Source organism: Streptomyces sp. NBC_00005, from assembly GCF_045160215.1.
In the GTDB taxonomy this organism is placed as follows: Bacteria; Actinomycetota; Actinomycetes; order Streptomycetales; family Streptomycetaceae; genus Streptomyces.
Genome location: NZ_CP108316.1, coordinates 6,330,038 through 6,347,842 on the forward strand (window position 1 = coordinate 6,330,038; position 17,805 = coordinate 6,347,842).

The window sequence follows — 17,805 nt, forward strand, 5'->3', positions numbered from 1 at the left end:
GCGCCCGGAGGCGGGCGGTGCCTGACGGCGCTGGTGCTGAAAGGTGTTGGCGGTGAAAGGTGTTGGCGGTGAACGTCGTGGCGATGAAGCCGGGCGGGCTCGGTCAGCCGGTCTTCTTCCAGGCCTTGCAGCCGGTCGTCTTGAAGTAGCCGTCCGAGGCGCTGATCGTCACGACGGCCGTGCCGGTCACGTTGTTGTTCGCGATGATCGAGCGGAGCGCGTGGTCGGCGTCCTTGGCCCGCTCCCAGTAGCAGGAGTCGTCGGTGTTGCCCGTGGACCGGTAGGTACCGGGAGCGATGTCGGCGCCGACCCGGAACATGCCGCCGTCGCCGGCCATCGTGGACGCGGGCGTGCCCTTGGCCTTGAGGTCGACCGCCTCCCAGTCCTTGCAGCCGGTCGACTTGAAGATCTTGTCGGTGGCCTTGACGGTGACGTAACTGGTGCCGCTCACATTGTCGTTGGCCAGGATCGAGTCCGTCTCGCCCTTGGCGTCCTTGGCGCGCTCCCAGTAGCACATGCCGTCGGTGTTGCCGGTGGTGCGGTAGGTGCCGGGCTTGACGTCCGAACCGACCCGGAAGTCGCCGTATCCCACGAACGCGGCCTTCTTCTCGGCGGCCTGCGTCTTCTTGCCGCCGGAGTCGTTCTGAGCGGAGGCCGAAGAGTGCTTGCCGGAGTCGGAGGCGGAGCCGTCTCCGTTGCCGTTCCCGTTCGCCGATACGACGCCGATGACGACGAAACTCACGACGGCGCCCAGCGCGATCTTGCCCTTCATACCCATGGCGATGTCCCCCCTCGGACGTGACGATCGCCGCTGCTCGGCGGTCGCTGTGTTCGATGGGTCAATGAGAGCAGAGCGTGTGAACCGAGTCAACATGGTTCACAGTCTTGGTTGTGTACACGGCCGTGAAGGGGTAGATCTTGCGTACGTCGGTATGCTCGGCGTCACAGCGGGCGTGTGGGGTGACGAGGGGAGCGGGCCGGGTGCAGGACAACGCGACAGAGGTGACCGCCGCCGGAATCGCACGGCTCGCGGGCGTCGGCCGCGCCGCCGTCAGCAACTGGCGCCGCCGGCACGCCGACTTCCCCAAGCCGGTCGGCGGCACCGAGACGAGCCCGTCCTTCGCACTCGCCGAGGTCGAGGCATGGCTGCGCAAGCAGGGCAAACTCGCCGAGGTCCCGCTGCGGGAACGCGTCTGGCAGCAGCTCGCCGGACACCCCGAGGGCCCGGTCACAGCGTTGACGCACGCGGGCTGCGTCCTGCTGCTCATCCATGACCGGCCCACCGTGTGGTTGAACGTGAGCGCGGGGTCGGACGAGCGGCTGGCCGCGATGTTGCCGGGGGCGCTGGAAGAGGTGCTGGTGCCGCGGTTCGGCGCGGTGGACCGGAGGCGCGGCGTTCACGGTGCGCACGGGGCGCGCGGAGTTCACGGGCAGCGCGGTGTTCACAGCGGGGCGCCGGCCGACGCGGCGTCAGGTGTTCACACCGAGGCGGCGGCCGAAGGCGCGACGCCGGCTGTGAACACTCAGCCGCCCACGCACGCGGCCTCACCTGTTCACACGCCTCCTGCTGTGAACGCTCCACGCCCCGTGAACAGCCCACGCTCCGTGAACGGCCCGCACTCTGTGAACAGCCCCCAGCCCGTGAACACCCCACCCGCCGTTCATGCCCCCGCCGGCCCCCAACTCCTCCCCTCCGCCCCCCTCCTGCGCGGCGCAGCCGAACTCGCCGCCGAGCTGGGTGCCCGCCAGGCCTTCGAGTTCCTGCTCGGCCGGCACCTCGACGCCAACCCCCGCCAGTACACGCTCACCCCCGCCGAACTCGCCGGCCTCATGGCCGACCTCGCCGGCCCCGCCCGTACCCTCCTCGACCCCGCCTGCGGCACCGGCGCCCTCCTGCGCGCCGTCGCGCCCCGCCCCGACCAGGAGCTGTACGCCCAGGACAGCGCCCCCGACCTCGCCGCGCTCACCGCGCTCCGGCTCGCCCTGTACGCCCCGGCCACCGTGCGCGGCGCCGCGGGCGACACCCTGCGCGCCGACGCCTACCCCGAGCTGCGCGCCGACGCCGTCCTGTGCCACCCGCCGTTCAACGAACGCAACTGGGGCCACGACGAACTCGCCTACGACCCCCGCTGGGAGTACGGCTTCCCGGCCCGCAACGAGTCCGAGCTGGCCTGGGTACAGCACGCGCTCGCCCGCCTCAAGGACGGCGGCACCGCCGTCCTGCTCATGCCGCCCGCCGCCGCCTCCCGCCGCTCCGGCCGCCGTATCCGCGCCGACCTGCTGCGCCGCGGCGCGCTGCGTGCCGTCATCGCCCTGCCGGTCGGCGCGGCACCCCCGTACAACATCCCGCTCCACCTGTGGGTGCTGCGCCGGCCCGACCGGGCGCCCGCGCAGCCGGAGTTGCTGCTTGCCGACGCGGGGCAGTTCGCGACGGAGGGGCGCGGCGGGCCGGACTGGAGGGCCGTGCGGGAGGCCGTGCTCGACGCCTGGCGCGCCTTCGACCAGGCCGGCCGGCTCGACGAACGGCCCGGGCTGGCCCGTTCCGTGCCCGTCATCGAACTCCTCGACGACGACGTGGACTTCGCCCCCGCCCGCCACCTGCCGCCCGCGACGGCGGCCGACGGCGCGGGGGCGCTCACCGACGTACGCGAACGCCTCGGTGAGACCCTGCGCCTGACCGCCGACCTCACCCCGCCGCCCGCCGACACCGCACAGCCCGCGCCCCGCTGGCCGCTCACCACCATCGGTGAACTCGCGCGCGGGGGAGCCCTGGTGATGCGCACCGGCGGAAACGGCGGCCACGCGCGCGTGCCCGTTCTCACCGACCACGACGTCCTCGCCGGAACGGACCCCTCCGGGACGCTCCCCGAGAGCGAGGAGGAGCCCGTGCTGACGCAGCCCGGTGACGTCGTCGTGCCGGTGCTCGGCGGCGGCTCCGTCGCGCGCGTGATCGACGACGCGACCGCGGGCGCCGCACTGGGGCGCAACCTCGTCCTCCTGCGCCCCGATCCCGCGGCGCTCGACCCGTGGTTCCTCGCCGGCTTCCTGCGCGGTACCGCCAACAACCGCCAGGCCAGCAGCTACGCGTCCACGGCCACCCGCCTCGACGTGCGCCGCCTCCAACTGCCCCGGCTCCCGCTCGGCGAACAGCGGCGCTACGGTGCGCACTTCCGCGCCCTCGACGACTTCGAGCGCGCGCTCAGGCACGCGGGCAGGCTCGGAGAGCAACTCGTGCGCGGGATGTACGACGGGCTGACGGACGGGACGGTCGCGCCCGGCTGAGGCGGAAGCCGGGACTCCGAGCGGCCTGCGTCGTCGTAGGAGGTGACCAGCGCGACAACGGTTCGGTACAACCCGGGACCGGTTGTCCTTGTCGGCCTATACGCTCGGACCCGGCACTTACGTTCGTCCCCATCAGGCCTCCAGGAGCAGTCATGCAGGGCCACGGCTACGCCCCGCCTCCGCCGCGTCGACCCTCGACCGCGGTGCTGGTCGTGCTGCGCGTGATCTTCGTGGCGGTGCCGATCCTCAGCATCGGATTCCTGGCGTGGGTGGCGACGCTGCGGGCGGCGATCGTGACCCGCAAGCCCCGCGACTGGTGGATCTTCGCCGGGTCGTTGGCGGTCCTGGCCATCAGCATCGGCTTCCTCAGCACCGACAACACCGACGACTTCAGCACGCGGAACGGCAACCTGGGCATGAGCATCCTGCTGCTCAACGCTGCGGCCTGCGTCGGCTACTACCTGTACGCGGACATCCACCACCACCAGCCGTACCCCACCGGCTATCCGGCGCCCCCGGCCCAGGTCCCGGCCCCGGGAATGGGCTACGGCTACCCGCAGGCCGCGTCGCCGTACGCGGCCACGCACCCGCAGACACCGGTGGCGCCCATGCCCGCCCACGCGCCCAACACCCCCGTTCCGCCGCCCCCGCAGCGCCCCGCGCCCGCCCGCATCGACCAGGTGCGCGCCGAACTCGACGAGCTCAGCGACTACTTGCGCCAGCACCCCGGCCACGGTGACGGCAACCACGAGGGCGGAAGGTGACCGCGGCGGCAGGACGGGTCGTCGCCGCCCGCTACGCGCTGTCCACGCTCATCGGTCAGGGCGGCATGGGCCAGGTCTGGACGGCGTACGACCAACGGCTCGACCGGCGTGTGGCGGTGAAGCTGCTGCGCCCCGACAAGGTGGCGGGGCAGGAGGCCGACGAACTGCGCCGCCGCTTCGTGCGCGAGTGCCGGGTGACCGCGCAGGTCGACCACCCCGGCCTGGTCACGGTCCACGACGCGGGCAGCGAGGGCGAAGAGCTGTTCCTCGTCATGCAGTACGTGGACGGCGCCGACCTCTCCGACCACCTCGCCGAGCACGACCCGTACCCCTGGCAGTGGGCCGTCGCCGTCGCCGCGCAACTGTGCGCCGTGCTCAGTGCCGTGCACGCCGTGCCGATCGTCCACCGCGACCTCAAGCCGCGCAACGTGATGGTGAAGCAGGACGGCACGGTCACCGTCCTCGACCTCGGCGTCGCCTCCGTCATGGACGCCGACACCACCCGCCTCACCCACACCGGCACCCCCATCGGCTCGCCCGCCTACATGGCGCCCGAGCAGGCCATGGGCGGCGCGGTCGGCCCGTACACCGACCTGTACGCACTCGGTGTCCTGCTGCACGAACTCCTCAGCGGCGACGTCCCGTTCGCGGGCTCGACGGCACTGGGCGTCCTGCACCGGCACCTGTACGAGCCCCCGGTCCCCGTGCGCCGCCTGCGCCCCGAGGTCCCCGAGGCGCTCGAAGCCCTGGTCCTGCGCCTGCTCGCCAAGGACCCGCAGCACCGCCCGGCGTCCGCGCAGGAGGTGTACGAGCACCTGGCGCTGCTCCTGCCCGCGCGCGGGATGCCCACCGGGGCGCCCCTCGACCCCACGCGTCCCTTCCTGCGCCCGCACGCCCCCTGGCCGGACCGCGCGCGTACGCCCGCGCCCCAGCCCGCTCCCGCCACGCCGGTCGAGCCCGCGACCGAGAAGCCCGACGTGGCGCGTGCCGTCGACGAGGTCAAGCGCCTCCTCGGGGAGGGCCGCATCACCCAGGCCGTCGACATCCTCGGCGCGATCCTGCCCGCCGCCGCCGAACAGCACGGCGAGCACTCCCCGGTCGTCCGCACCCTGCGCAAGCAGTACGCGGCGACGCTCATGGACGACGGCCAGTACCGGCGCGCGCTGCCCGAACTGCGCCGCCTCGCCGACGAGCGCGCCGCCGAGGCAGGCCAGGCCGACCCGCAGTCGCTCCGCTTCCGCTACGAGGCCGCCCAGTGCCTGGAGTCGCTCGGCGAACCGGCGGCCGCGCTCGCCGAGTACCGCGCGCTGCTGCCGTACTACGAGAACCAGTACGTGGCCGGCGACCCCGAGCTCTCGCACGACGTCCGCCGCCGCATCGGCCAGCTCCTGCTCGCCCTCGGCGACCGCGCCGCCGCCCACGAGACCCTGGCGCGGCTGCTGATGGACGTGGAACGCCTGCGCGGTCCCGCACATCCGCTCGCGGCGGAGGTACGGCGGACGCTGCAGTGGCTGGGGCAGGTGCGCGGCTAGATTTTGCCGTTCCCTGAGAGTCTCTTGTGATCCACCGGGGGCGATGTTTCCCGCACGCATGAACGACGCCGGATAGGTTGCGGTGCGTTTTGCCAGGAAGCAGGCGCGACGAAGCAAGCACAACCAGGGGTGGGGTCACGCATGTCCAGCCATCGTCAGTCGAAGAGACGCAGACACATCACGTGGGCCGTCGCCGGTGCCGCCGTCGTCGCCGGAGCCGGCATCGCCGCGCAGACCTCCATGGCCGCCACGACCTGGCCCGCGCAGAAGACGTACACCGGCCGCGCCTTCGACACCTGTGCCGCGCCCTCCCTCTCCGCGATGAAGGCCTGGAAGGGCGGCCTCTACGGCGCCGCCGCCGTCTACGTCGGCGGCAAGAACCGCGGCTGCTCCCAGCCCAACCTCACCGCCTCCTGGGTGAAGTCGGTCAGCGCGGCCGGCTGGAAGCTCATCCCGCTCTACGTCGGCGCCCAGCCGCCGTGCCAGTCCGGCTCCAACCCCGAGAAGCTCACCGCCTCCACCGCCGCCTCGCTCGGCGCGAAGGACGCGGCCGACGCCGTCTCCAAGGCGTCCGCGCTCGGGATGAAGGCGGGCAGCCCGATCTACCTCGACATGGAGTCGTACGACATCACGAACACGTCGTGCAACAACGCCGTGCTCACCTATGTGCGCGCCTTCGACAAGGCGCTGCACGCCAAGACGTACCGCGCGGGCTACTACGGCTTCACCAGCTCCAGTGCGAAGGCCATCGCGAACGCCAAGGACAAGACCGACCTGCCGGGCAACCTCTGGTACGCGCTGTGGGACAAGCAGAACACCACGACCTCGGACTGGCCGTTCGGAGCGACCCAGTTCACCGGTCACAGCCGCGGTCACCAGTACATGGTCAACAGCAAGGAGACGCGCGGCGGCTACACGATCACCGTGGACCGGGACGCCTGGGACGCGCCGGTGGCCATCACCGGCTGACCCTTTGGCCACGCGCGCGTGCAGGCGGCGGGGCGCGGCGGTGCCCGAAGTCGTGGTGAATCGTTGGTCGAATGGGTTGGCCAGAGCTTGGCCACTGCCTACCATCGATCACCGCAAGACTTTGTGCACCGCCGCACAATCTCCTCGGGAGGCTTCCTTGCACCGCCGCCGTCGCACCGCGCTCGTCCTCACCGCAGCGATCGCCGCCGCGGCCCCCCTCCTGACCGCCTGCGGAAGCGACGCGCATCCCGGCGCGGCAGCCGTCGTCGGCGGCCAGCGGATCACCGTGGCGCAGCTGGAGACCCGCGTGAACGAGGTGCGCACGGCACAGCGGTCGGCCGTGAAGGACGAGGCGCAGTACAAGCAGGCCGTCGCGCAGACCGGCAGCCTCACCCGCGACACCCTGCACGGGATGGTCCTCGACCGAGTGCTGCACCGCGCCGCCCAGGACGTGGACGTCAGCGTCACCCCCAGGGAGATCCAGCAGATGCGCACCGGCCTGGAACAGCAGGTCGGCGGCTCGAAGGCGCTGGAGACGGCCTGGCTCCAGCAGTACGGCGTCGCCCCGCGGCGCCTCGACGACAACCTCCGCCTCCAGCTCGAGGCGCAGAAGCTGGCCCAGGCACTCGGCACCGACACCAGCAAGCCGGCCTTCTGGAGCGCCCTGTCCAAGGCCTCCAAGGAACTCCACGTCGACCTGAACCCGCGCTACGGCGCCTGGGACGTCCAGAAGAGCAGCCGCGTCGACACGAAGACCCCGTGGGTACGCGAGGTCACGGCGACGGGGACGCAACAGACGGCCTAACGGTACGGCGGGCCGGAACCGGTCTGTGGCCCCTGGACAACCGTCTGTGGACAACCGCCTGTGGATAACTCCTGGGCCGTCGGCGGTGTGCGTTAGCTTCGAATCGTGAACGCAACCAGCTTCGATCCCGCCTCCGACCAGGACCCCGGCGCGGCCGCCGCCCCCGGCCGCATCGTCCTGCTCACCACCAGCCACCGCGTCGCCCCCGGCCTGCTGTCCTGGCCGGCCTGGCAGGCACTGCACGCCGCCGACCGTGTGCTGTGCGCGGACGGCGCGCACCCGCAGCTGCCGTATCTGCGGGAGGCGGGGATACCGGTCGACGAGGCGTCCCCGACGGCCGAGGAGCTGGTGGCGGCCTGCGCGGGCGGCCGCTCGGTGGTCGTCGTGGCGACGGGCGAGGGCGAGCCGGCCCTGACCGACGGCCTCGCCCGCCTCGCCGGCTCGGGCCGCGTGAGCATGCCCGACCTGGAGCTTCTTCCCGCCTCCTACGACCTGCCGGGCGCCCGCCTCCTCGACCTCGTCCAGGTCATGGACCGCATCCGCGTCGAGTGCCCGTGGTCGTCCCAGCAGACCCACAAGGGCCTGGCGAAATACGGCATCGAGGAGGCGTACGAACTCGTCGAGGCGATCGAGGAGGGCGACCGCGACGAACTGCGCGAGGAACTGGGCGATGTCCTGCTCCAGGTGGTCTTCCACGCCCGCATCGCCGAGGAGGGCGGCGCCGAGGAAGGGGACACCCCCTTCTCCATCGACGACGTGGCCGCCGGCATCGTCACCAAGCTCATCCACCGCCACCCGCACGTCTTCGGCGACGAGACCGCGTCGACGCCGGAGGAGGTGAAGGAGCACTGGCTGCGCACGAAGGCGATAGAGAAGCAGCGCACCTCGCTCACGGAGGGCATCCCCCTGGGCCAGCCGGGCCTGGCCCTCGCGTCGAAGCTGGCCTCGCGGGTGCGGACGGCCGGGCTGGCCGTACCGCTGCCGCACGTCGAGGGCATCGGCTACGAGTTGCTCGCGCTGGCGGTGCGCGCCGAGGCGGAGGGCGTGGACCCGGAGGCGGCGCTGCGGGCGGCGGCCCGGGCCTATCGGGACGCGATCAGGGAGACCGAGGGCCGGGGCGGGTCAGACGGCGGTGAACCGCACGGGCAGGTCTCGTAGTCCACGCATGATCAGCCCGCCCCGCCAGCGCAGGTCGGCCGGGTCGGCGGCGAGCCGGAGGTCGGGCAGGCGGCGCAGCAGTGTCTCGAGGGCGGTGCGGCCTTCGAGACGGGCGAGGGGGGCGCCCAGGCAGTAGTGGATGCCGTGGCCGTATCCGAGGTGCTGGTTGTCCCGGCGGGAGAGGTCGAGGGTGTCGGGCTGCGCGAAGCGTGCGGGGTCGCGGTCCGCCGCGGCGAGCACGACCAGTACGGGGTCGCCGGTGGCGATGCGCTGCCCGCCGATGGTGAGGGGCTCGGTGGCGAAGCGCCAGGTGGCGAGTTCCACGGGGCCGTCGTAGCGGAGCAGTTCCTCTATGCCGGTGTCGAGCAGTCCGGTCTCACCGCGCTCGATCGACTCCTGGAGCAGGTCCCGCTGCCCGGGGTTGCGCAGCAGCGCGTACGTCCCGTTCCCGATGAGGTTGATGGTCGTTTCGAAACCGGCGAACAGCAGCACGAAGCACATCGCGGCGGCTTCGTTCTCGGTGAGGTGCTCGCCGTGGTCGGAGGCGCGGATGAGGTCCGAGATCAGGTCGTCGCCGAGGTCGCCCCGCTTGCGGTGGATGAGCTCGGCGAGATAGCCGCGGATCTTCTTGACGGAGCGGGCGACGCCGCCGCGCGGGCCGCCGCCGTGACGGATCATCATCCCCGCCCAGTCGCGGAAGTCGTCCTGATCCTCGCGCGGGACGCCGAGCAGGTCGCAGATCGCATGGATAGGGAGAGGGAAGGCGAAGTCGTGGATCAGATCCGCCTCGCCGTGCGGCGCGAACCGGTCGATCAGATCGTCCGTCAACTCCTGCACGCGCGGCGCGAATTCGGCCACCCGGCGCGGGGTGAACGCCTTGGAGACCAGGCGGCGCAGCCGGGTGTGGTCCGGCGGGTCGATGTTGAGCAGATGCGTCATCAGATTGGCGCTGCGCTCACCCGGAATGCCGGTCCTGCTCTTGCCCTGAGCGTCCTCGGCGTGATGGTCGGGGTTCTTCGAGAGCCGCCCGTCCGCGAGCGCCTGACGTGCGTCGGCATAGCGGGTCACCAGCCATGCCTCGACCCCGCTGGGCAGTTTCGTCCAGTGGACGGGGGAGTGCTCGCGCAGCCAGGCATAGGCCGGGTACGGGTCGCTGGCGAACTCCCAGGTGAAGAGTTCGGGGACGGCGTTGGGGACGTTCACGCAACGACCGTATCGGGAGCGGGCCGGTGCATGCGCGGCCGCAGAGAACCGGTCAAAGGTGACACGCGCTCAAGTCTGTGATCTTCACGTGATCTACGCGGCATTAACTTGTGACAAGTGATCGGCAGCCGATACGTTCACGGACCAGCGCGGTGCCGGGCACCATGCGCCGCGCCGGTCACTGCTGTCTCGCGAAAGGCCCCTGCATGCTCTCCGGGAACGGTCGACACCGTCGCCCCCGTCAGGCTCCGGCTCTGCTCGTCGCGGCCGGAGTGACCGGCTCCGCCATCGCGATCCCACTCCTCGCCGCAAGCGGCGCCAGCGCTGCCGACGGCACCACGTGGGACAAGGTCGCGAAGTGCGAGACCGACGGCGCCTGGAGCGAGAACAGCGGCAACGGGTTCTACGGCGGGCTCCAGTTGACCCAGGAGCACTGGGACAGGTACGGCGGCCTCGACTACGCGCCCAGCGCCGACCTGGCCAGCCGCAACCAGCAGATAGCCGTCGCCGAGAAGCTCCTGGACGACCAGGGCGTCGGCGCGTTCCACACCTGCGGACTGACCTCGGGGCTGAGCAAGGACTCGGATTCGGCGGACGTCGACACGGGTGTTCTGGACGGGATTTCTGGTTCGTCCGACTCGTCTGATTCATCCGGTGCATCCGACTCTGCTGGGTTGTCCAACTCGTCGAGCGATACGTCCGGTGATTCCTCTTCGTCGGATTCCTCCTCGAGTTCATCGTCCGACTCGCCCTCCGATTCGGCCTCCAGCACTTCCCCTTCCGCATCTGCGGACACAGCGGACAACTCCACCGAATCCAGCTCATCTGCCTCGCCCTCCACCTCCCCGTCCGAGACGGCCGCGGGTGACTCGCAGGGGAGTGGCGGCTCATCCACGAACAAGACAAAGGGTGACGACTCGGACAACTCCGAGCAGGCGGTGGGCTCTTGGAGTCTCGTCGACACCGGCGCGATCGGCACCGGCCGCCACCGCGGCGCCAACGGCGACGCGTCCGACAAGTCCAAGGCCGACAAGTCCAAGGCCGACAGCGGTGCGGACGGCTCGTACAGGGTCCAGGCCGGCGACACTCTCGCCTCCATCGCCGACTCCCTTGACCTGGACGGCGGATGGCGGGCGCTCTACGCGAAGAACAAGAAGGCCATCGGTACCGACCCGAACCGCATCGTCGCCGGTCAGACCCTGCGACTCGGTAGCGAATAGGGCGAAAAACAACGAGAGTTCGCGTCACACTTCGGGCTTAATGTCCGCTTTGGTGAAAGTGTGGGATGAGTCTCAGAAGCCCTGATCGTCTTTGAAATTCCCCGGATTCCGTGGCTACGGTCAACACCGCTCGGCAACCCGAGCCCCGTCTGTCGCAACGCCGAATCCTGCCAGCGGCCGTACGGGAACAGTCGTCGCTTAACAGCGCCGTAGGCAGGAGCGGGGGACCCAAGGTAAGTGCCGGGCCCAGCAGTTGAGCTGGAACCGGCTTGGGGTTAAGCCGTGCACCGGGAGGTGCGCGGCCGGGCAACTCAACCGGCCCGAACCCGACAGCTCACCTCGCAGGCGTCGGTGAGGGGATCAACCATGCTGTTTTCCGGCAAGGGCAAGCACCGTCGCCCGTCCAAGGCCACCCGCGTCGCCGCTCTGGCCGGCGTCACCGGTGTCGCCATCGCCGCCCCGCTGATGGCGGCCGGCAACGCCTCTGCCGCCACCGCCTCCGAGTGGGACACGGTCGCCCAGTGCGAGTCCGGTGGCAACTGGTCCATCAACACCGGTAACGGCTACTACGGCGGTCTCCAGTTCTCCGCCTCCACCTGGGCCGCCTACGGCGGTACGCAGTACGCCGCCCAGGCCAACCAGGCCAGCAAGGCGCAGCAGATAACCGTCGCCGAGAAGGTCCTCGCCGCGCAGGGCAAGGGTGCCTGGCCGGTCTGCGGCACGGGCCTGTCCAGCGCCGCCTACAACGGCAGCAGCGCCTCGAGCAGCAGCTCCTCGGACTCCAGCCGCTCGTCCGACTCGCAGGCCGCCTCCCGCTCCGCCGAGCGCCCGGCCGCCAAGAGCCAGAAGACCGTCACCACCCCGACCGGCAAGAAGGTCAAGAAGGGCGACGGCGAGTACAAGGTCGTCAAGGGTGACACCCTCAGCACGATCGCCGAGAAGCACGACGTCAAGGGCGGCTGGCAGAAGCTGTTCAAGCTGAACAAGGACATCGTCTCGGACGCCGACCTCATCTACCCGGGCCAGCAGCTGCACCTGAAGTAGTCGCGGGCCGGCGGCCGCACCTGAAGTACTGGTGCGGCTGGTAGCTGAACCACAGGTCCCACACATCCGTGTCCTTCATAGTGGAGGCACGTGAGGGCCTCCCCCGTCCCCACGGGCTCCCCGCCTCGGTGCGTGTTCCCCCGTACGCACCGGGGCGGGGCTTTTTGTGTGTGCTTCCACGTGGGTTTTTGTTCCGTTCGGAAACAATTTACTCTCGGTTCTGCCCAAGGGATGGTCGACCGGCTGGCCGATCGGCCCGAGCCGGTTAGGCTCGTCTCGCAGAGCCCACTGCGGTACTGCGTAGCCGCGTCACATTGAAGAAGGAGATGCTCGTGCCGTCCATCGACGTCGTCGTAGCCCGGGAAATCCTGGACTCCCGAGGCAACCCCACGGTCGAGGTCGAGGTCGGCCTCGACGACGGCAGCACGGGTCGTGCCGCCGTCCCGTCCGGCGCCTCCACGGGTGCCTTCGAGGCCATCGAGCTCCGCGACGGTGACCCGAACCGCTACCAGGGCAAGGGTGTCGAGAAGGCCGTCCTCGCCGTCATCGAGCAGATCGGCCCGGAGCTCGTCGGCTACGACGCCACCGAGCAGCGCCTGATCGACCAGGCGATGTTCGACCTGGACGCCACCGACAACAAGGCCTCCCTCGGCGCCAACGCCATCCTCGGCGTCTCGCTCGCCGTCGCCCACGCCGCCTCCGAGGCCAGCGACCTCCCGCTCTTCCGCTACCTGGGCGGCCCGAACGCGCACCTCCTGCCAGTGCCGATGATGAACATCCTGAACGGCGGCTCGCACGCCGACTCCAACGTGGACATCCAGGAGTTCATGATCGCCCCGATCGGCGCGGAGTCCTTCTCCGAGGCGCTGCGCTGGGGCGCCGAGGTCTACCACACCCTCAAGAAGGTGCTGAAGACCAAGGGCCTGTCCACCGGCCTCGGCGACGAGGGCGGCTTCGCCCCGAACCTGGAGTCCAACCGCGCCGCGCTCGACCTCATCATCGAGGCCATCAAGCAGGCCGGTTACATCCCCGGCGAGCAGATCGGGCTCGCGCTCGACGTCGCCGCGTCCGAGTTCTACAAGGACGGCAAGTACGAGTTCGAGGGCAAGTCCCGCTCGGCCGCCGAGATGACCGAGTACTACGAGGAGCTCGTGGCGGCCTACCCGCTCGTCTCCATCGAGGACCCGCTGTTCGAGGACGACTGGGCCGGCTGGAAGGTCATCACCGACAAGCTGGGCGACAAGGTCCAGATCGTCGGCGACGACCTGTTCGTCACCAACCCGGAGCGCCTGGCCCGCGGCATCGAGGAGGGCAGCGCCAACGCCCTGCTCGTCAAGGTGAACCAGATCGGCTCGCTGACCGAGACCCTGGACGCCGTCGAGATGGCGCAGCGCAACGGCTTCAAGTGCATGATGTCCCACCGCTCCGGCGAGACCGAGGACGTCACCATCGCCGACCTCGCGGTCGCCGTGAACTGCGGCCAGATCAAGACCGGCGCCCCGGCCCGCTCGGACCGCGTCGCCAAGTACAACCAGCTGCTGCGCATCGAGGAGATCCTCGACGACGCCGCGGAGTACGCCGGCCGCAGCGCCTTCCCCCGTTTCAAGGGCTGAGCCGTCAAGGGCTGCGCCGCTAAGGGTTAAGCCTTAGCCAGTCGTACGTACGTCCCCGTACCCGGTCCCGTACCGTGTGCGGGGACGTACGCACGTGTGAACGGGAGGCGGGGAACATGGCCGTGAAGGACCGGGACCGGTTCTCCACCGCGACCAGGATCAAGCTGCTCGGCGAGCAGACGGCGGCCCGTGTCTACCGCTCCCAGACCAAGCGGCAGGCCCGCCGCTCGCGCCTGACCGGCCGTGCGGCCCTCCTCGCCCTGGTCCTTTGCTCGCTGATCGTGGCCCTCGCGTATCCCATGCGGCAGTACGTCTCCCAGCGCTCCCAGATCGCCGATCTCCAGCGGCAGAAGGAGCAGGCCAGGGAGCGGGTCGAGCAGCTGCGCGACCTCAAGGCCCGCTGGAAGGACGACGCGTACGCCGAGCAGCAGATCCGGCAGCGGCTGCACTACGTGCTGCCCGGGGAGACCGGTTACATCGTGGTCGACCCGCACGCGGCCAAGCAGTCGCGCGCCGAGCTGGGCGCGGCCGACCGCCCCTGGTACGCGAACGTCTGGGACGGCGTCGACAAGTCCGACGCCTCCGACCAGTGAACCGACCGGACCAGTGAACCGACCGCTCGACAAGACAGGCTAGAAAGACAGGCATGGAAACGCCCCCGCCGACCACTCCGCGCACCGAGCCCACCGACGCGGACGTCGAGGCCTTCAAGCAGCAGCTCGGGCGGCCGCCGCGCGGGCTGCGCGCCATCGCGCACCGCTGCCCCTGCGGTCAGCCGGACGTCGTCGAGACCGCGCCGCGGCTGCCCGACGGCACGCCCTTCCCGACGACGTACTACCTGACGTGCCCGCGCGCCGCCTCGGCGATCGGCACGCTGGAGGCGAACGGCGTCATGAAGGAGATGACGCAGCGGCTGCAGACCGACCCGGAGCTCGCCGCCGCGTACCGCGCCGCGCACGAGGACTACATCGCGCGCCGTGACGCCATCGAGGTGCTGGAGGGCTTCCCGAGCGCGGGCGGCATGCCGGACCGGGTGAAGTGCCTGCACGTCCTGGTGGGCCACTCGCTGGCCGCTGGTCCGGGCGTCAACCCGCTGGGCGACGAGGCGATCGGGATGCTGCCGGAGTGGTGGCGCAAGGGACCGTGCGTGCAGCCGCTCCAGGCCCCCGACCCGGCGGACGAACTCCCCGGCGAGGAGGGCGAGGTCGCCGACCCCACCGCGATCCGCAGCGGCTTCTTCTCGTACGTCCCCATGGTCCCGTCCGGTTTCAGCCGGGTCGCGGCCGTCGACTGCGGTACGAACTCCATCCGCCTGCTCGTCGCGGATGTGAACCCGACCACCGGTGAACTGCTGGAGCTGGACCGGCGCATGACGATCGTGCGGCTCGGCCAGGACGTGGACCGGACCGGGCGGCTGGCCCCCGAGGCGCTGGAGCGGACCTTCGCGGCCTGCCGCGAGTACGCGGAGGTGATCCGCGAGAAGGGCGCCGAGAAGGTGCGGTTCGTGGCCACGTCGGCCTCGCGGGACGCCTCGAACCGCGACGACTTCGTGCGCGGCGTCGTGGACATCCTCGGTGTCGAACCCGAGGTCATCTCCGGTGAGCAGGAGGCCGAGTTCTCCTTCACCGGCGCGACCAAGGAGCTGACGGGCAGCGACCACCTGGACAGGCCGTACCTGGTCGTGGACATCGGCGGCGGCTCCACCGAGTTCGTCGTCGGCGAGGACCACGTGCGCGCGGCGCGCTCGGTCGACGTCGGCTGTGTGCGGATGACCGAGCGGCACCTCGTACGGGACGGCGTCGTCACCGACCCGCTCACCGAGGAGCAGATCGCGGCCGTGCGGGCCGACATCGAGCGGGCCCTCGACCTCGCCGAGGAGACGGTCCCGCTGCGCGAGGCACGCACGCTGGTCGGGCTCGCGGGGTCGGTCACCACCGTGTCGGCGATCGCGCAGGACCTGCCCGCGTACGACTCGGAGGCCATCCACCACTCCCGTGTCTCCCGCGACAAGGTCCGCGAGATCACCGAGTGGCTGCTGCACGCCACCCACGCCGAGCGTGCGGCCGTCCCCTCCATGCATCCGGGGCGCGTCGACGTCATCGCGGCGGGGGCCCTCGTACTGCTCTCGATCATGGAGCGGATCGGGGCGGAGGAGGTCGTGGTGAGCGAGCACGACATCCTCGACGGCATCGCGTGGTCGGTGGCATAGCTCTCCTTTACTACCGGCTGGTAGCCCTCTGCTGAGCAGGTCGGATAACGTATGAGCGGTCCCGGGGGGTGGTGAAAAGGCCCCTCCGGGAGCCCTCGGAGACGCCCCGCCGAGAAAGTTCGTGAAGTTCTTCACAAGGAATTCGGCCCTGTCGGACGACGAAAGTGGTCCGGTTGGCCCTTCCGGGGGTTCGAGCGCTCGGTGAACGTGTTCAAACCGGCGGGTCGAGGACGTTTCGGGAGGGTGTCGCGAGAGCTCGTTCCGGGGGCCTCACAGGTGGCCCGGCGACCAAGAGAAGCAGCTCACGCGGCATTGACAACGGGCCACCCCACACCGGGGGTTCCGTGCCACACCATGACCTGCGTCACGGGGATCGCGGAGAATAACACACCCCCTGCCGGAGCTTGTGAAGGGGCGCACGAGCGACCCCCCTGGGGCAGGTGGATACTCGATGGCATGAGCACCACGGAGCGTCCCAGGATCCTCGTAGTAGGCGGTGGGTACGTAGGCCTGTACGCAGCTCGGCGCATCCTCAAGAAGATGCGCTACGGCGAGGCGACCGTCACGGTCGTCGACCCCCGGTCGTACATGACCTACCAGCCCTTCCTCCCCGAAACCGCCGCCGGCAACATCTCCCCGCGCCACGTCGTCGTCCCGCTGCGACGCGTGCTGCCGAAGGCGGAGGTTCTCACCGGTCGGGTCACCACCATCGACCAGGACCGCAAGGTCGCTTCGATCGCCCCGCTGGTCGGCGAGGCGTACGAGCTGCCCTTCGACTACCTGGTGATCGCGCTCGGCGCGGTCTCCCGCACCTTCCCGATCCCCGGCCTCGCCGAGCAGGGCATCGGTATGAAGGGCATCGAGGAGGCCATCGGCCTGCGCAACCACGTTCTCGAGCAGCTCGACAAGGCCGACTCCACGAACGACGAGGAGATCCGCCGCAAGGCGCTCACCTTCGTCTTCATCGGCGGCGGTTTCGCCGGCGCGGAGACCATCGGTGAGGTCGAGGACATGGCCCGCGACGCGGCCAAGTACTACAAGAACGTGTCCCGCGAGGACATGCGGTTCGTCCTCGTCGACGCCGCCGACAAGATCCTTCCCGAGGTCGGCCCCAAGCTGGGCGCCTACGGCAAGGAGCACCTGGAGAGCCGCGGCGTGGAGATCTACCTCTCCACCTCGATGGACTCCTGCGTCGACGGCCACGTCGTCCTGAAGAACGGCCTCGAGGTCGACTCCAGCACCATCGTGTGGACCGCCGGCGTCAAGCCGAACCCGGTCCTGTCCCGCTACGGCCTGCCGCTCGGCCCCCGCGGTCACGTCGACTGCGCCCCGACCCTCCAGGTCCAGGGCACCGACCACATCTGGGCCGCCGGCGACAACGCCCAGGTCCCGGACCTCGTCGGCCGCAAGGCGGGCAACGAGAACGCCTGGTGCCCGCCGAACGCCCAGCACGCGCTGCGTCAGGCACGCGTCCTCGGTGACAACGTGATCTCCGGTATGCGGGGCTTCCCGCAGAAGGACTACAGCCACGGCAACAAGGGCGCCGTCGCGGGTCTCGGCCTGCACAAGGGCGTCGCGATGATCGTCATGGGCAAGATGAAGATCAAGCTCAAGGGCCGGCTGGCGTGGTACATGCACCGCGGCTACCACGGCCTGGCGATGCCGACCTGGAACCGCAAGATCCGCGTCTTCGCCGACTGGACCCTCGGCATGTTCCTCAAGCGCGAGGTCGTCGCGCTCGGCGCCATGGAGAACCCCCGCGAGGAGTTCTACGAGGCCGCCAAGCCCGCGCCGGCCCCCGCCGCGAGCAAGACCGCCGAGAAGGCCGACAAGGCCGAGAAGGCCAAGGCCTCCTGACCTCCGGCCGCTGAACCGATCGAAGGACCTCCTGCCATCCGTGGTGCAGGGGGTCCTTCGGCGTTCCCGGGGGTTCCGGGTCCGGTCCCGAGCCCTCCGGCGGCCAGAAGTCTGTGGTGCATGCATGTATTTTGCCGATCCGTAACGCC

General features: G+C 70.4%; 14 protein-coding genes, 1 pseudogene and 1 riboswitch. Of the genes and pseudogenes, 13 read left to right on the forward strand and 2 right to left on the reverse strand.

Features of this window, described 5'->3' with window-relative positions:
• Positions 1-103: 103 nt before the first annotated feature.
• Complete coding sequence (locus tag OG303_RS29155; RefSeq protein WP_405872034.1) at positions 104-778, reverse strand: hypothetical protein; 675 nt, start codon at positions 776-778, stop codon at positions 104-106.
• A 203-nt stretch (positions 779-981) separates the two neighbouring features.
• On the opposite strand from OG303_RS29155, the gene OG303_RS29160 reads away from it, so the two are divergent.
• From OG303_RS29160 to OG303_RS29185, 6 genes are all read left to right on the forward strand, one after another.
• Positions 982-3,282 (forward strand): N-6 DNA methylase, encoded by a 2,301-nt coding sequence (locus tag OG303_RS29160; protein ID WP_405872035.1) that lies wholly within the window; start codon positions 982-984, stop codon positions 3,280-3,282.
• A gap of 152 nt (positions 3,283-3,434) precedes the next feature.
• On the forward strand, positions 3,435-4,046 hold the full coding sequence (locus OG303_RS29165) for a hypothetical protein (RefSeq protein WP_405872037.1): 612 nt from the start codon (positions 3,435-3,437) through the stop codon (positions 4,044-4,046).
• A 38-nt stretch (positions 4,047-4,084) separates the two neighbouring features.
• Positions 4,085-5,578: a protein kinase domain-containing protein gene (locus OG303_RS29170; RefSeq protein ID WP_405877538.1), complete on the forward strand. Its 1,494-nt coding sequence runs from the start codon at positions 4,085-4,087 to the stop codon at positions 5,576-5,578.
• Between the two features lie 141 nt (positions 5,579-5,719).
• Complete coding sequence (locus OG303_RS29175) at positions 5,720-6,547, forward strand: glycoside hydrolase domain-containing protein (protein WP_405872038.1); 828 nt, start codon at positions 5,720-5,722, stop codon at positions 6,545-6,547.
• 157 nt (positions 6,548-6,704) lie between these two features.
• The gene (locus OG303_RS29180; protein ID WP_405872039.1) at positions 6,705-7,352 is read left to right on the forward strand and encodes a SurA N-terminal domain-containing protein; all 648 of its coding nucleotides are present in this window, start codon (positions 6,705-6,707) and stop codon (positions 7,350-7,352) included.
• Between the two features lie 105 nt (positions 7,353-7,457).
• Entirely contained in the window at positions 7,458-8,510 is a 1,053-nt protein-coding gene (locus tag OG303_RS29185) for a nucleoside triphosphate pyrophosphohydrolase (RefSeq protein ID WP_405872040.1), read from the forward strand.
• On the opposite strand, the gene OG303_RS29190 is transcribed toward OG303_RS29185, so the two are convergent.
• Positions 8,475-9,713, reverse strand: coding sequence for a cytochrome P450 (locus OG303_RS29190; RefSeq protein ID WP_405872041.1), 1,239 nt, complete (start codon positions 9,711-9,713; stop codon positions 8,475-8,477). The two genes, OG303_RS29185 and OG303_RS29190, sit on opposite strands and share 36 nt — an antisense overlap.
• 206 nt (positions 9,714-9,919) lie before the next feature.
• Here OG303_RS29190 and OG303_RS29195 point away from each other — a divergent pair, with 206 nt between their 5' ends.
• The 7 genes and pseudogenes from OG303_RS29195 to OG303_RS29225 all read left to right on the forward strand — a co-directional run bounded on the left by OG303_RS29195 (position 9,920) and on the right by OG303_RS29225 (position 17,656).
• Complete coding sequence (locus OG303_RS29195) at positions 9,920-10,933, forward strand: transglycosylase family protein (RefSeq protein WP_405872043.1); 1,014 nt, start codon at positions 9,920-9,922, stop codon at positions 10,931-10,933.
• Between the two features lie 195 nt (positions 10,934-11,128).
• A riboswitch (cyclic di-AMP (ydaO/yuaA leader) is annotated at positions 11,129-11,296 on the forward strand.
• Between the two features lie 3 nt (positions 11,297-11,299).
• Entirely contained in the window at positions 11,300-11,977 is a 678-nt protein-coding gene (locus OG303_RS29200) for a transglycosylase family protein (RefSeq protein WP_405872044.1), read from the forward strand.
• A gap of 326 nt (positions 11,978-12,303) precedes the next feature.
• Positions 12,304-13,590: a phosphopyruvate hydratase gene (gene eno / locus OG303_RS29205; RefSeq protein WP_405872046.1), complete on the forward strand. Its 1,287-nt coding sequence runs from the start codon at positions 12,304-12,306 to the stop codon at positions 13,588-13,590.
• Between the two features lie 116 nt (positions 13,591-13,706).
• Complete coding sequence (locus OG303_RS29210; protein ID WP_405872047.1) at positions 13,707-14,183, forward strand: septum formation initiator family protein; 477 nt, start codon at positions 13,707-13,709, stop codon at positions 14,181-14,183.
• A 53-nt stretch (positions 14,184-14,236) separates the two neighbouring features.
• Positions 14,237-14,638: pseudogene (locus OG303_RS29215) on the forward strand (DUF501 domain-containing protein); the annotation flags it as partial.
• 204 nt (positions 14,639-14,842) lie between these two features.
• On the forward strand, positions 14,843-15,799 hold the full coding sequence (locus OG303_RS29220; protein ID WP_405877540.1) for an exopolyphosphatase: 957 nt from the start codon (positions 14,843-14,845) through the stop codon (positions 15,797-15,799).
• A gap of 456 nt (positions 15,800-16,255) precedes the next feature.
• The gene (locus OG303_RS29225) at positions 16,256-17,656 is read left to right on the forward strand and encodes an NAD(P)/FAD-dependent oxidoreductase (RefSeq protein ID WP_405872049.1); all 1,401 of its coding nucleotides are present in this window, start codon (positions 16,256-16,258) and stop codon (positions 17,654-17,656) included.
• The last annotated feature ends 149 nt before the right edge of the window (positions 17,657-17,805 follow it).